The sequence below is a fragment of the Lachnospira hominis (ex Liu et al. 2021) genome (genome assembly GCF_014287955.1).
GTDB lineage: Bacteria > Bacillota > Clostridia > Lachnospirales > Lachnospiraceae > Lachnospira > Lachnospira hominis.
Window position 1 is genome coordinate 22185 of record NZ_JACOPD010000005.1, and the last position, 12092, is coordinate 34276.

Consider the following 12092-nt stretch of genomic DNA (forward strand, 5'->3'; position numbering starts at 1 on the left):
TTAAAGGAGATTTTATCATGGCTAATAAAGCAGTAGGAAACATTAAAATTGAAGGGGCTCATATCATATTTAGAAACTTTAGAGGAGAGGAGTCCAAGTACAATCGTGATGGAGATAGAAACTTCTGCGTACTCATTGAAGATGATACGGATGTTGAGCAGTTATCAAAAGACGGTTGGAATGTAAGAATTCTTGAGCCTAGAGACGATGGTGATGAGCCAAAGCATTATATTCAGGTAGCTGTAAGTTATAAGAACATTCCACCAAAGATTTATATGGTGACAAGAAAAGCGACTACCGAATTAGATGAGGATTCTATCAGCACATTGGATTTTGCTGAAATAAGTAATGTCGATTTGGTTATAAGACCATATTCTTGGGAAGTGAATGGAAAAACTGGAATCAAGGCATATGTCAAGACGATGTATGTAACTATCGAAGAGGATGAGTTTGCTGAAAAATATGCAAGAGAAGAAGCTACAGTAGAGGATGGGGTTCCATTCTATTAAAATCTGCGGGTGTCAGCTAATTATGGTTGGCACCCATTTATATTTGAAAGGAGACGCATATGTTCTTTAAGAAAAAGTCATTTAATAAGCCGAAGCCACCGGTTGAGAATGTGACAAAGAAATGGGAACCGACAATTGATTTATCAAACATTGATAAAAAGAAAACGGTCGAACCAAAACAAAAAGTAGAAATGAAAACAGAAAAAATGCCGGTCGGGACATATTCAAAAGACTTTCTGAATGAGTTTAATAAACTGACAAGAACTCATAGACCATTCGATGTTTGGAGAGATTTTGTAATTATGTTTGCTTGTGCAATATCGAATCCTCTTGACAAATTTCACTATAAGGACAGAGAAGAAAGATATTTAAGCATCATTCATAAGTATAGTAAGGAGAAACAGATGATATTTCCTAAACTGGCTGCATATACAACAATGGCTTTGGAAGCTAATCCGGAACAGGATTTCTTAGGAAAAATATTTATGGATTTAGGACTTGGTAATAGTTCGGCAGGTCAGTTCTTCACACCATATTCAGTTTGTCAGCTGATGGCAGATGTTGTTACCAGTGATTTGGACGATAATCTTCAAGACAAGTTAGAAAAGCAAGGTTATATTTCTCTTGCTGATGAATGTTGTGGAGCAGGAGCAACACTTATAGCAGCTATTAATACCATTAAAAGAAAAATGGAAAAAGCAACGCCATCAATGAACTTTCAAAGACATTTGTTGGTTGTCGGACAGGATATTGATGAAACAGTTGCTCTTATGTGCTATATACAAATTTCTTTACTTGGTGTAGCTGGTTATATAAAAGTTGGAAATTCTATAACAGATCCGATGACCACAGATGACGATAAGAGCAAATATTGGTATACACCTATGTGCTTTTCGGATATTTGGATGATTAGGAGATTTTGATATGGCGGGTGTTACATTAAGAGACTATCAATTAGATGCAATAAAAAGGATGAAAACTGGTTGCATTTTATGTGGTGGTGTTGGAAGTGGAAAATCCTTAACATCAATAGCTTATTACTATGTGCGAAATGGTGGAATTATTGGGACTGATATTTATGAACCAATGGATGATCCGCCTAAAGATTTGTATATTATAACAACTGCCAGAAAGCGTGATACTTGCGAATGGGATGGGGAGTTAGCACCATTTCTATTATCTACACACGACGATGTAAATTTATATTCTAACAAAGTGATTGTAGATTCGTGGAATAACGTGAAAAAGTATTCAGATGTAAAGAATGCCTTCTTTATATTTGATGAGCAAAGAGTTGTTGGCAGCGGAACATGGGTAAAGGCATTCTTGAAGATTGCGAAAAGTAACGAATGGATTTTGCTATCTGCTACGCCTGGTGATACTTGGCAGGATTATATACCAGTCTTTGTAGCGAATGGGTTCTATAAAAATCGAAGTGAATTTACAAGAGAACACATTGTTTATAGTAGATTCAGCAAGTTTCCGAAGATTGACAGATATCTTAATACAGAACGTTTAATCAGACTTCGGAATAAAATCCTTGTTAATATGGATTTCAAACGAGAAACTGTATCGCACCATGAAGATATTTATGTTGGATATGACTCTATTATATATAAGGAAGTAACTAAAAATCGATGGGACCCATATAAAAACGAACCACTCCAGAATGCGGCAGGACTTTGCTATGTATGGCGGAAGCTTGTAAATATGGATGAATCAAGACAAGTGGCTTTGCTTGAGGTTATGGAGAAGCATCCGAAAGCTATTATATTTTACAACTTTGATTATGAGTTGGAGCTATTGAAAAATATTCTGACGGAATATGAAGTTGCCGAATGGAACGGTCATAAGCATCAACCAGTTCCAACAAGTGATAAATGGGCTTATCTTGTTCAATACAATGCTGGAGCAGAAGGATGGAACTGCATCACAACAGATACAATTATATTCTTCTCACAAAATTATTCTTACAAAATAATGGCTCAGTCAGCAGGAAGAATTGACAGGATGAATACACCATTTAAAGACTTGTATTATTATCACTTAAAATCTCGCTCTGGAATAGATACAGCTATAGCTAGAGCATTAAAAGAGAAAAAGACGTTTAATGAAAGGAGATACGTAAAATGGTAAACAATTCAGTAAAGGTAGTAGGACAGATACGATTAGGTAGTAGTGTTCTTGATGTATATGGTGATTTGGATGAACCATTGTTCAAGGCAGCAGATATAGCAAATATTATTGAGTATAGTTACGGAAATACGTGGCGAATGCTTGATATGTGTGAGGCTGATGAAAAGCTGAACCTACCAATGGTAGTTGCAGGTCAGAGAAGATCTGTAAGTTTTGTAAATGAGCACGGATTGTATAGTATTCTTTCACAGAGTAGAAAAGAAATTGCCAGAGCTTGGAGAAGAGTTGTTCACGATGAACTTATCAATCTCAGACGAACAAAAGGGTTTGATATTTCTGAGCAGTTTGATGAATGGAACAACGCTATGGACAATATATATTTCGACGAAGCAACCGGACAGCTTATGCAATCAGTCACTACTCCTGGCGGAGATGTAGAACAGATACCATATAAAGGATAGGTGCTTTATGGAAAATTTATATTTTGAAGTTGATTTTGAAAAGTATTGCAAGACCTGTGAGCATAAAGACTTGGACGAGAGATGTGACCCTTGTTGTGAGTGCTTAGACCATGGTAGCAATACACAATCAGAAAAACCTGTAAATTGGAAGGAGAAAACTCAATGAGAGATACAGTTTTAGTAAGCATTGATTATGATGATAAGACCAATAAAGGTGTACTGTGTGTTGGAAGACAGTTGCCGAATAAATCTGTTGATATTGTTAATGCAATCGATGGTCCGGAAGCTAAAGAGCTGTTTGTAAAGTTAATCACGAAAAAGGCGGTGAAGAAATGAGCTTCCAGTATGACCAATATTTAGCAAATCACAGGGCTAATGTTAAAAGAGGATTTGACTGGCTATGTGAAAATTTATCAGATGTTACGAATGATATTTCAGATGCAGCTTGGCAGATTGAATTTGCTCATGATAAGTCTAAAGATGAAGAGGACGAGTATAATGCATACGATGCATATTTTTATGGAAACAACAGGTCTTATAAAGTCGTCCAGGATTATCAAAAAGCATGGCTGATACATATTCATAGAAACCCACATCACTGGCAGTATTGGATACTTATTCATGACGATATGGAAAATGGAGAATTAGAGACCATTCTTGAAATGCCATACGATTATATCGTGGAGATGATTTGTGATTGGTGGGCTTTTAGTTGGTCTAACGGAAATCTGTATGAGATATTTAACTGGTATACCGAACATTCTAAATTTATGAAGCTTGCACCTAGAACGAGAGAGACTGTTGAGAATATTCTTGATAAGATAAAGGAAAAACTCGACAGTATGGAAGTTGAGCATAGCGGTGTAAAAGGAATGAAGTGGGGTGTTAGGAATGGTCCTCCATATCCGATAAAAGATAACGGACGAGTTGCAACTGTGCAGAAACATGGTACAATAAAAACAACAAAAATACCTAGAGAAAAATTTACAGAATATGCACTTAATCCAGATAAAGCACCGAATAAAGCAAGAGCGTTTAAGTCGGCATTGGGATATACGAAAGATAACGCTGACGAGTTAATTAATAGTATCAATGAACATTTTGATGTTACTAAATTAGAAGAGCGTGGCGATGGCGGATACGGAATGAGGTACCAACAAATCATGAAATTAAAAGGTCCTAATGAAAAAGAAGCAAATGTTCTTACAGCTTGGATAAAAGATGGTAATGATGGTATTAAATTAACAAGTGCATATGTTACAAAGAAGGAGGCTTCAGAATGAAAATAAATCTGTATGATAGGGTTATATTAAAAGATGGAAGAAAAGCTTCGATTGTTGAAATCCTAGAAGAAGGTGTCGCATATATTGCTGATGTAGATTTACCTGGTCAGGATTGGGATACAGTAGAAATCAAATATGAAGATATTGAAAGATTAGAATAGAAAAAAAAATATAGTATATGTGACCCCATGAGTCTTTATAGGCTTGTGGGTTATTTTTTATTTAAAGGAGACGAATACAATGGAAAATAATATTATTGCAGTAGATTTTGATGGAACTTTATGTGAGAACAAATACCCTGAGATCGGCGAGCCAAATATGGAGCTTATTGATTTTCTTATGAATTGCCAGTTGAACGGAGATAAGGTTATTCTTTGGACTTGTAGAAACGAGGAACAGACAAAGGCAGCTGTTAATTGGTGTTCAGAGAAAGGACTTGTCTTTGACGCTGTTAATGAGAATCTTCCAGAAATTATTACTGAGTTCGGTGGAGATACCAGAAAGATATTTGCAAATATTTATATCGATGACAGGAATGTATCTTTATATTCTTGCAGAGAAAAGACCTCTATGGATTTATGGGCTGAAAATGAGGTGGAGCTGGCTTGCGAACATGAGAAATCTGGTGATGATGGCGATGGATTTTCTGAGTATGGATGTGCTTGCTACAGAAGTGCATTAAAGGCATTTAATAGTCTTATGGAAGATAGACATAGCGGTATTGGAATTACTAAAAATATTCTTAACCGCTTAATTGCAGGAAAGCCATTAACGCCAATTGTAGATACTGATGATATTTGGGATGCCGGTGGTAGTTTTGAGAAAAATGGAGAGAAATCAATTCAGTGCAAACGAATGAGTTCTTTGTTTAAGCATATCAAAGAAGATGGCTCAATTAGTTACAACGATGTAACAAGAGCTGTATGTGTGAGTATCAATAACCAGAACAATACTTATCATAGCGGATTAATTGATAGGATTATGGATGAGATGTTTCCTATCACTATGCCATATATGCCGTCAACAAAACCATTCTATGTATATTGTGAGGATTTCTTATATGACACAGAAAATGGGGACTTTGATACCGTTGGCGTATTCTATGTGATTACTCCAAATGGAGAAAAGGTTAAGATTAACCGCTTCTTTGCAGAGAAAGATAATAAGTTTGAAGAGATTGATATTTTCAAATATGACGCAAGAAAAGAGGCTGCGGAGCAATTAAAGAAAGCTAATGTCCAGAGAGGAGCTGGAGAATGAACAGAACTAGATTTATTCAAGGTTTAAATAGTAATATTGAACTTTCTGATAAAGAGAGAAGGCGAGCTATACGAAATAGTATAAATAAAAGACCTTGGAAATTGAATTGTACTATTGCTATGGAGGAATTTGCAGAACTCACACAGCAGGTTAGCAAACAAATTAGAGGTTATGGTGACAGAATTGGACTCATAGAAGAGATGGCAGATGCTTATATTTGCTTGAAACTTCTGGAGTCCATTTTTAATATCTCACCAGAAGATATGCAGAAAGCAATTGATGTGAAGATGGATAGAGAAAGGAAAAGATAGTGAATCGAACAACAAAAATTAATGTTCTTGCATATGCTTCACGACCAGAAATGGATATCAACTACTTCGGAGATATTGTGGAATATCAGGGAAAAAGATATTTCGTCAGCCTCTCCGAAGAAGTGGTTGAATTTCGTGGGATTGTGAAAGAGGAGGAAAACATATGAGCAACAATATAAGCACGATGTATACAAAGGACAAAAACCAAAAAGCTGGACGAAAAGGATATGTTAATTGGAAGACTGAAAAAGAAACTGCTATATCTCCAGCGGCTTATGGCGATTATATTTTACAGCATAGGAAAAGAGGTGGAAAAAGATGAAGTTCCTTGTTTTATATTTCATAATAGCATTTGTGTTATCCGTAGTTGGTACTTACTATGATTATCGTAGTTCATATTTTCATAAAAGTATTGAATCTTATTTTAATGATAATTTTAAACTATCTGTTTGTATATGCATATGGGTTTTCTGGCCTATAACATTAATTGTTTTATTTTTCATGACATGTATTCCATATGTATACATGGCAGCTGTCATGTTATTAGATAAGATTTTTGGAGGTAAAAAGAAATGATAAAATTAAAAGATATATTAACAATTACATGCTGTGATGTAACTGTTATGCATAGAACATTCCCGGCTGTTATATTTAGTCGCAATCGTTACGCATCACAATATTTTTCAAAAGATTTTTTAGATAGAGAAGTCAAAAAAATCGATACTTACAATGATAGGATCAGAGTCTGGCTAAAAGAAGAGGAGGAATAATAATGAATAGCATAATTAATGAAATAACAATGAAGTTCCAGGAAACTAAAGACGAATTTATATTTCAGGTTTTGAGCGATTTTGCATCGGATAAATACAATATTACAATTGAAAAAGAAGAATTAGTACGTGCTATTCAGTTAGTTCGAATGAGCAAAAAATATGGCCCTAGCATAGGCGAGCGTTGGGTGACTGCTACTCAGAATGTGGCAGAATTAGAACGTGCTTATGACAAAGGTTTTCACGATGGGATGCAGGAAGTACGTAAAAGTTTCGAAAGTGCTTTTAAGGAGGAAAAGAAATGATTAAAGAATTTTTTGAAAATCATGATCATTTATGTTTCAAGCTTCAACATATTGGTAGATACGGCGGTGCGTGGAAAATACAAATATGTAATTCCACGTTAGAGCTTGGATGTAGTGAACCTATTTATGAGCATATCATATTAGATTCTGATATAAAAGATTCAAATGCAGATTTTGAAACTATGATAATGGCTCCGGTTATCAGATGGTGGAATCATTCTAGGGATGTCAATAAGTACAAATATACAATTAAAAAGAAATAGGAGAGAAATAAAAATGAAAACATTTAAAATAATAATAATATTAATATGCTGTCATTTGATAGGCGATTATACATTCCAATCTGATTTTATAGCAAATAGAAAAGGAAAAAATTGGTATTATTTAGTTGCACATTGTGTACTATATTGCTTACCATTCCTCATTTTCTTTGATTTTACTTGGCAGATTTTGGTTATATTTATTACACATTTAATAATTGATGCCTTAAAGGATAGATATCACAAAATTAATTACGTTACCGACCAGGTACTACATTATATTGTAATGTTAGTTTATTTATTATAGGAGGTTAAGCATGATTAAATTAGAAAATGTGGTTCTGGCAAGTCCAGATCAGATGAAGTTTATTATTGAGGGCATGAGAAACCCTATGAATTCATGGGATAATAGTGACAGTAGTTGTGGAAAAGCAACAAGGGAGACTAATATTCAATGGTCTGATGACTATTTTATTGGAACTAATGATGCTAATCTTATGCAGCGTCTCTCAAATGCTTGTACAGACCATAGAAAGTTTATGAGGATGATGCCGGTGTATGTGAGAATTACAGCACCTTTATATTGGTGGAAAGAATTTGATACTTATAAGGTTGGTACGGTTGCTAATAGCTGTAGTACAATGCATAAGATTGCTGAGAAGGAGTTTACGCTGGATGATTTTTCGACGGAACATTTAGCTTCTCAAACAAGACAAGTTTTAGAAATCACGATAGACGATTTAAACGATTCAAGATCTATATATTTAAAAACAAAGAACAAAGGTGATTGGTGGCAGATGATTCAGCTTCTTCCGAGCAGCTATAATCAGACTCGTAATGTTATGATGAATTATGAGGTGTTAGCAAATATTTATAAGTCTCGTAAAGACCATAAGCTGGATGAATGGAGAGAATTCTGCCGATGGATTGAGAGTTTACCATATTCTGAATTGGTTACTGGAGGTATGGAATGAAAAAATGGTGTAAATACATTTTGTGCAGCTTAATTGTAACGATATGCGGTTCTATATTATCTTTTATCATAAAAGAGAGTGTATTGATTTGTGATATTTATGTAATGACGACTATTTTATTATTTTCTAAGGAGTGATATTTTGACAGTTACGGTAAAAGACTACTGGAAATCCCATGTTAGCTCTGTAATTTATGGGTACTGCGTTTGCGGGCGAGAGGTACAGCACTCAGCTAAGAAGATTGATGAAAAGTGCCCATTATGCAGAGCAACTCTTGAGTGGGATTTATCAGATAAGAAATTATGGCATAACGGAAAGGAGAACAAAGTAATATGACACATGATAAGTATGATACTGATATTTTAAAAACTTTAAAGTCTATAGATGCGAGTTTGAAGAGTATTGCTAAAAGTATACAGGTGAAAAATACAACTGTTGATAACGATTCAGAAGAAGCTACAAAGGATTTAATCGATAAGAAAACGGAGGAAATGAAAGATGACAATTAACGAGTTACTACCTATTTTAATACTGTTGTTTGTGGTGTTTATTTTGGTATATACACTTACAACTAGAATTTTAGAAAGTTTTGAGTATAAGTCAAAGATGGAGACGCTTGGTAAAGTTTCAAAAGCTTTGATAGACAAAGACGTATTGATTGATTATAAGAGCTTTATAGAATTACTGGACTTAGAAAAGGAAAATAAGAAATAACAGGCTAAGGAGAAGTAAATGCGTATGATTAGTGGGTTCGGTTACAGAAATCCAGAAGGTTATCCGGACCCAACTGCGTATAGTGCAATAAATAATGTAGAGAAAACACCTGTAGAAAACAAAACATCACCAGAAGATGAAGAACGTTTTCGCAAGCTTTTAAATACTATATTTACTATATGTGAGTTGGCTGGATTTCATATTGAAGGAAGAATTGTTATAAAAGACTGTAAAACAGGTAAAATTTGGAGGTAACAGTATGGAATATGATGATATTTTACAGGCATTATGTGATGTGTGGGAAAGAGTTAAGGAAATTATGAAGAGATTTGCCGAACATATAAGGGAACATAGGGACTTTTACGTTCGTACAGAGTATACATATATTCCAATATTCCGCAGAAATATGCCGTATCACAGAAGAAATTTTTAAAATTTGGAGGTGAATTTGTAGGTGAATAAGCGTGGAAGACCGCCTAGAGACGACGGAGAAGTAAAAAATAAGCAGTATAGATTGCGTTTGTCGGACTGTGAGGAGTCTATTTTGGATGAATTATCGACTGAATATGGTATGCCAAAGGCTGAAATTCTGAGAAGAGGACTAAGAATGCAACATAATTTGCTGAGACATACTGGGTAAATTGATAAAAATTGGCTGAATTCGTGGATATCCATTTAATCATTTTTGGTCATTTTCTGCCCACTTTTGGGAAAATAAAAACGGGCAGAGACTGAAAAATTTGGGCAAAAGTGTGAAAAATATTTAATGGATATCCAACTTTGGTCAAAAATTTGGGTTTTCTGCCCACTTTTTAAAACGTTTTTGTCCATAAACTGAATGCCCGCAAGCCCAGTATTTATGCGGGTTCTGAGTTCTTGGATATCCAACTTTGGTCAAAAACCCACTTTTTTTTCAACTTTAATGCGAAGAAAAAGTTTAATAAATATATATAATTAGCAAAAATTTTTGGGTTTTTGTCCAAGAAGGTAGTTCCAGCTCAAGAAGCGACTTTAAATTTATTTTCAGCTATGGTATAATGTTGATAGTTTAAATATGGAGGGAAATATAATGAATGATAAAAATGATAGTGCGATTAAACCGATTGAAAGTTTCGAGATAATGGCTTGTGACGAATTACCAAATAAAAGTAAACTAAAAAAATTAGAATTATCATCTAATCAGAAAGCAAGTATCAGTATGTTACACCAAGAACTTCCATCAATCATGGCTGCTCAAACATTAGCAAATGCATATATTCTGAATCTTCCAAATGGTGTTTCAATATCAGATTTAATGCATTATAAGAATGGGCAATTAGGTACGCCATTTTATGGAGAACACGGAATTGCAGGACATGCATCGTTGACACAAATGCGACAGCAAGCTGTATTGATGGGGGCTTTTAGTGTAATGGCAATGGCTTCGGGACAATATTTCTTAAAAAATATTAATAATAATCTGACAGTTATTAATCAAAAAGCAGATAAGATTCTTGAGTTTCTTTATGGGGATAAAAAAGCTGAGTTGATGTCAGAAGTTAGTTTTGTTAATTCTGCATATCAGAATTACAATTCAATCATGGGATATGATAATCAGAGAACAGCAACAATTATTAGCCTACAGACAGCAAGAAAAACAGCGGTAAAAGATATAGAGTTCTATATGTCAGATTTGGATTCTTTAGTAAAGTCTAAAGACAGTAATGATTTAGAACAGTTTGTTAATAAAGCTTTTAAGATTAAAGATTGTTTACAATTATCAGTACAACTGTATTGCATGAGCACTATACTTGAAGTCTTTTACTCACAAAATTTTGAAACAGATTATATTACTTATGTTGAAAAAGATATTCTTACATATATCGATAAGTGCGAAAAACGTCTTTTATCCAGTTTCTCGGCTATAGAGATGTATGTTATAAATTTTAAAGGACATCCACTAAAGAAAATTGACAAATCCATTTATGAGAATCGAATTGCTGAATATGTAGAGTTACTTGGAAATGGAAAAGAGTTCATTGAGCGAAAACCATTGCAATCAGTTTTACAGTCTTGCCTACAAAATCAAGTATGTTATTTGGATAAGGATGGAGAATTATATTTAAAGATTGCATAATAAACATAAATAACTTTATTGAGACAGAGATGCTTAATCGTATCTCTGTTTTTTTTACGCTCTTTTTTTGCACGCGAAAAATACATTCCCTTTTATGAGGAGAGAGGTAAAATATGCATTTTTAACAGCATTCACTTTCTCTTTTGATATTTGTGAAAGGAGCTTACAAAATGTTAGAAAACAAATTCCAGGCTAATCTAATTAAAGAACTTAAAAGACTTTTTCCTGGATGCATCGTTATGAAGAATGATGCAAGTTATATTCAAGGTATTCCAGACCTGCTAATTCTTTATAATGATAAGTGGGCTTCTTTGGAATGTAAAAAAAGTGCGTCGGCTAGTAAACAGCCTAATCAAGAATATTATGTGGACCAAATGAACAGGATGTCTTTTTCTCGTTTCATTTGTCCGGAAAACAAGGAGAAAGTATTATATGAACTTCAACAATCATTCCAATCTTGAAGGACAGCACGCATTTCTCGGAGCTAGTAAATATCATTGGATTAATTATAGCGAAGATAAAGTTGCCGATGCCTATTCAAAATTTCTTGCTACTCAGAAAGGAACTGTGTTACATGCATTTGCTGCACAGTGTATTTCTTTGGGACAGAAATTACCAAAGTCACAAAAGACTTTAAATATGTATGTTAATGATGCCATTGGTTATAAGATGACACCAGAACAGGCATTATTCTATTCTGAAAACTGCTTTGGAACAGCAGACTCAATTTCATACAGATCCGGATTACTTAGAATTCATGATTTGAAGACAGGAGTAATTCCGGCACACATGGAGCAGCTTATGATTTATGCCGCTCTTTTTTGTTTGGAATATAAAGTAAAACCTGCTGATATTGATATGGAATTAAGAATTTATCAGAACAACGAAGTTCTGTATCATAATCCAACAGCAGAAGATATTGTTCCAATTATGGATAAAATTATTACCTTTGATAAGGTCATAAGAAAAATAAAAGAACAGGAGGGTTAATCG

Annotated in this window: 24 protein-coding genes; all 24 read left to right on the forward strand. The window is 34.3% G+C overall.

The annotated features are described in order from the left end of the window. The first annotated feature begins 17 nt into the window (after positions 1–17). The 24 genes from H8S01_RS07645 to H8S01_RS07760 all read left to right on the forward strand — a co-directional run bounded on the left by H8S01_RS07645 (position 18) and on the right by H8S01_RS07760 (position 12089). Positions 18–509, forward strand: coding sequence for a hypothetical protein (locus H8S01_RS07645; RefSeq protein WP_186836797.1), 492 nt, complete (start codon positions 18–20; stop codon positions 507–509). A gap of 59 nt (positions 510–568) precedes the next feature. Next, the gene (locus tag H8S01_RS07650) at positions 569–1432 is read left to right on the forward strand and encodes an N-6 DNA methylase (protein ID WP_186836798.1); all 864 of its coding nucleotides are present in this window, start codon (positions 569–571) and stop codon (positions 1430–1432) included. A 1-nt stretch (position 1433) separates the two neighbouring features. Continuing rightward, positions 1434–2645 carry a DEAD/DEAH box helicase family protein gene (locus H8S01_RS07655; protein ID WP_186836799.1) on the forward strand — a complete coding sequence of 404 codons (1212 nt, stop codon included), beginning with the start codon at positions 1434–1436 and terminating at the stop codon, positions 2643–2645. Beyond that, complete coding sequence (locus H8S01_RS07660; protein WP_118326542.1) at positions 2639–3106, forward strand: Bro-N domain-containing protein; 468 nt, start codon at positions 2639–2641, stop codon at positions 3104–3106. The genes H8S01_RS07655 and H8S01_RS07660 overlap by 7 nt, the downstream gene beginning before the upstream one ends. Before the next feature lie 162 nt (positions 3107–3268). Next, a complete protein-coding gene (locus H8S01_RS07665; protein ID WP_186836800.1) occupies positions 3269–3442 on the forward strand; it encodes a hypothetical protein in 174 nt (57 codons plus the stop codon). Continuing rightward, positions 3439–4389: a DUF5662 family protein gene (locus tag H8S01_RS14090; protein WP_243204284.1), complete on the forward strand. Its 951-nt coding sequence runs from the start codon at positions 3439–3441 to the stop codon at positions 4387–4389. Before H8S01_RS07665 ends, H8S01_RS14090 begins: the two co-directional genes overlap by 4 nt. Beyond that, positions 4386–4550 carry a hypothetical protein gene (locus H8S01_RS07675; protein ID WP_186836801.1) on the forward strand — a complete coding sequence of 55 codons (165 nt, stop codon included), beginning with the start codon at positions 4386–4388 and terminating at the stop codon, positions 4548–4550. The genes H8S01_RS14090 and H8S01_RS07675 overlap by 4 nt, the downstream gene beginning before the upstream one ends. 79 nt (positions 4551–4629) lie before the next feature. Then, the gene (locus H8S01_RS07680; RefSeq protein ID WP_186836802.1) at positions 4630–5649 is read left to right on the forward strand and encodes a hypothetical protein; all 1020 of its coding nucleotides are present in this window, start codon (positions 4630–4632) and stop codon (positions 5647–5649) included. After that, positions 5646–5960 (forward strand): hypothetical protein, encoded by a 315-nt coding sequence (locus H8S01_RS07685; protein WP_055223439.1) that lies wholly within the window; start codon positions 5646–5648, stop codon positions 5958–5960. Before H8S01_RS07680 ends, H8S01_RS07685 begins: the two co-directional genes overlap by 4 nt. After that, positions 5960–6127 carry a hypothetical protein gene (locus tag H8S01_RS07690; RefSeq protein WP_186836803.1) on the forward strand — a complete coding sequence of 56 codons (168 nt, stop codon included), beginning with the start codon at positions 5960–5962 and terminating at the stop codon, positions 6125–6127. Before H8S01_RS07685 ends, H8S01_RS07690 begins: the two co-directional genes overlap by 1 nt. Further along, positions 6124–6282, forward strand: coding sequence for a hypothetical protein (locus tag H8S01_RS07695; protein ID WP_186836804.1), 159 nt, complete (start codon positions 6124–6126; stop codon positions 6280–6282). Before H8S01_RS07690 ends, H8S01_RS07695 begins: the two co-directional genes overlap by 4 nt. Before the next feature lie 250 nt (positions 6283–6532). After that, a complete protein-coding gene (locus H8S01_RS07700) occupies positions 6533–6730 on the forward strand; it encodes a hypothetical protein (RefSeq protein ID WP_186836805.1) in 198 nt (65 codons plus the stop codon). A gap of 2 nt (positions 6731–6732) precedes the next feature. Beyond that, complete coding sequence (locus tag H8S01_RS07705) at positions 6733–7035, forward strand: hypothetical protein (RefSeq protein WP_186836806.1); 303 nt, start codon at positions 6733–6735, stop codon at positions 7033–7035. Next, positions 7032–7298 carry a hypothetical protein gene (locus H8S01_RS07710; RefSeq protein WP_186836807.1) on the forward strand — a complete coding sequence of 89 codons (267 nt, stop codon included), beginning with the start codon at positions 7032–7034 and terminating at the stop codon, positions 7296–7298. Before H8S01_RS07705 ends, H8S01_RS07710 begins: the two co-directional genes overlap by 4 nt. Positions 7299–7311: 13 nt before the next feature. After that, positions 7312–7602 (forward strand): DUF3307 domain-containing protein, encoded by a 291-nt coding sequence (locus tag H8S01_RS14465; RefSeq protein ID WP_186836808.1) that lies wholly within the window; start codon positions 7312–7314, stop codon positions 7600–7602. A gap of 10 nt (positions 7603–7612) precedes the next feature. Beyond that, positions 7613–8269 carry a hypothetical protein gene (locus H8S01_RS07720; protein ID WP_186836809.1) on the forward strand — a complete coding sequence of 219 codons (657 nt, stop codon included), beginning with the start codon at positions 7613–7615 and terminating at the stop codon, positions 8267–8269. Positions 8270–8410: 141 nt separating this feature from the next. After that, entirely contained in the window at positions 8411–8605 is a 195-nt protein-coding gene (locus tag H8S01_RS07725) for a hypothetical protein (protein ID WP_186836810.1), read from the forward strand. Further along, a complete protein-coding gene (locus H8S01_RS07730; protein ID WP_186836811.1) occupies positions 8602–8778 on the forward strand; it encodes a hypothetical protein in 177 nt (58 codons plus the stop codon). The genes H8S01_RS07725 and H8S01_RS07730 overlap by 4 nt, the downstream gene beginning before the upstream one ends. A gap of 43 nt (positions 8779–8821) precedes the next feature. Then, a complete protein-coding gene (locus tag H8S01_RS07735) occupies positions 8822–8983 on the forward strand; it encodes a hypothetical protein (RefSeq protein ID WP_186836812.1) in 162 nt (53 codons plus the stop codon). Between the two features lie 18 nt (positions 8984–9001). Next, positions 9002–9238, forward strand: coding sequence for a hypothetical protein (locus tag H8S01_RS07740; protein ID WP_243204287.1), 237 nt, complete (start codon positions 9002–9004; stop codon positions 9236–9238). Positions 9239–9242: 4 nt separating this feature from the next. Next, the gene (locus tag H8S01_RS07745; protein WP_186836813.1) at positions 9243–9416 is read left to right on the forward strand and encodes a hypothetical protein; all 174 of its coding nucleotides are present in this window, start codon (positions 9243–9245) and stop codon (positions 9414–9416) included. Between the two features lie 636 nt (positions 9417–10052). Then, on the forward strand, positions 10053–11099 hold the full coding sequence (locus tag H8S01_RS07750) for a hypothetical protein (RefSeq protein WP_186836814.1): 1047 nt from the start codon (positions 10053–10055) through the stop codon (positions 11097–11099). A 170-nt stretch (positions 11100–11269) separates the two neighbouring features. After that, a complete protein-coding gene (locus H8S01_RS07755) occupies positions 11270–11560 on the forward strand; it encodes a hypothetical protein (protein WP_186836815.1) in 291 nt (96 codons plus the stop codon). After that, positions 11532–12089 carry a DUF2800 domain-containing protein gene (locus H8S01_RS07760; RefSeq protein WP_186836816.1) on the forward strand — a complete coding sequence of 186 codons (558 nt, stop codon included), beginning with the start codon at positions 11532–11534 and terminating at the stop codon, positions 12087–12089. Before H8S01_RS07755 ends, H8S01_RS07760 begins: the two co-directional genes overlap by 29 nt. Positions 12090–12092 lie beyond the last annotated feature (3 nt).

Excerpts from the sequence above, each read along its gene's own strand:
- H8S01_RS07720 (WP_186836809.1), top strand. The coding sequence starts at position 7,613 with ATGATTAAATTAGAAAATGTGGTTCTGGCAAGTCCAGATCAGATGAAG.
- H8S01_RS07740 (WP_243204287.1), top strand. The coding sequence starts at position 9,002 with ATGCGTATGATTAGTGGGTTCGGTTACAGAAATCCAGAAGGTTATCCG.
- H8S01_RS07685 (WP_055223439.1), top strand. The coding sequence starts at position 5,646 with ATGAACAGAACTAGATTTATTCAAGGTTTAAATAGTAATATTGAACTT.
- H8S01_RS07730 (WP_186836811.1), top strand. The coding sequence starts at position 8,602 with ATGACACATGATAAGTATGATACTGATATTTTAAAAACTTTAAAGTCT.
- H8S01_RS14465 (WP_186836808.1), top strand. The coding sequence starts at position 7,312 with ATGAAAACATTTAAAATAATAATAATATTAATATGCTGTCATTTGATA.
- H8S01_RS07665 (WP_186836800.1), top strand. The coding sequence starts at position 3,269 with ATGAGAGATACAGTTTTAGTAAGCATTGATTATGATGATAAGACCAAT.
- H8S01_RS07695 (WP_186836804.1), top strand. The coding sequence starts at position 6,124 with ATGAGCAACAATATAAGCACGATGTATACAAAGGACAAAAACCAAAAA.
- H8S01_RS07680 (WP_186836802.1), top strand. The coding sequence starts at position 4,630 with ATGGAAAATAATATTATTGCAGTAGATTTTGATGGAACTTTATGTGAG.
- H8S01_RS07675 (WP_186836801.1), top strand. The coding sequence starts at position 4,386 with ATGAAAATAAATCTGTATGATAGGGTTATATTAAAAGATGGAAGAAAA.
- H8S01_RS07760 (WP_186836816.1), top strand. The coding sequence starts at position 11,532 with ATGAACTTCAACAATCATTCCAATCTTGAAGGACAGCACGCATTTCTC.
- H8S01_RS14090 (WP_243204284.1), top strand. The coding sequence starts at position 3,439 with ATGAGCTTCCAGTATGACCAATATTTAGCAAATCACAGGGCTAATGTT.
- H8S01_RS07745 (WP_186836813.1), top strand. The coding sequence starts at position 9,243 with ATGGAATATGATGATATTTTACAGGCATTATGTGATGTGTGGGAAAGA.
- H8S01_RS07710 (WP_186836807.1), top strand. The coding sequence starts at position 7,032 with ATGATTAAAGAATTTTTTGAAAATCATGATCATTTATGTTTCAAGCTT.
- H8S01_RS07645 (WP_186836797.1), top strand. The coding sequence starts at position 18 with ATGGCTAATAAAGCAGTAGGAAACATTAAAATTGAAGGGGCTCATATC.
- H8S01_RS07650 (WP_186836798.1), top strand. The coding sequence starts at position 569 with ATGTTCTTTAAGAAAAAGTCATTTAATAAGCCGAAGCCACCGGTTGAG.
- H8S01_RS07660 (WP_118326542.1), top strand. The coding sequence starts at position 2,639 with ATGGTAAACAATTCAGTAAAGGTAGTAGGACAGATACGATTAGGTAGT.
- H8S01_RS07705 (WP_186836806.1), top strand. The coding sequence starts at position 6,733 with ATGAATAGCATAATTAATGAAATAACAATGAAGTTCCAGGAAACTAAA.
- H8S01_RS07655 (WP_186836799.1), top strand. The coding sequence starts at position 1,434 with ATGGCGGGTGTTACATTAAGAGACTATCAATTAGATGCAATAAAAAGG.
- H8S01_RS07750 (WP_186836814.1), top strand. The coding sequence starts at position 10,053 with ATGAATGATAAAAATGATAGTGCGATTAAACCGATTGAAAGTTTCGAG.
- H8S01_RS07700 (WP_186836805.1), top strand. The coding sequence starts at position 6,533 with ATGATAAAATTAAAAGATATATTAACAATTACATGCTGTGATGTAACT.
- H8S01_RS07755 (WP_186836815.1), top strand. The coding sequence starts at position 11,270 with ATGTTAGAAAACAAATTCCAGGCTAATCTAATTAAAGAACTTAAAAGA.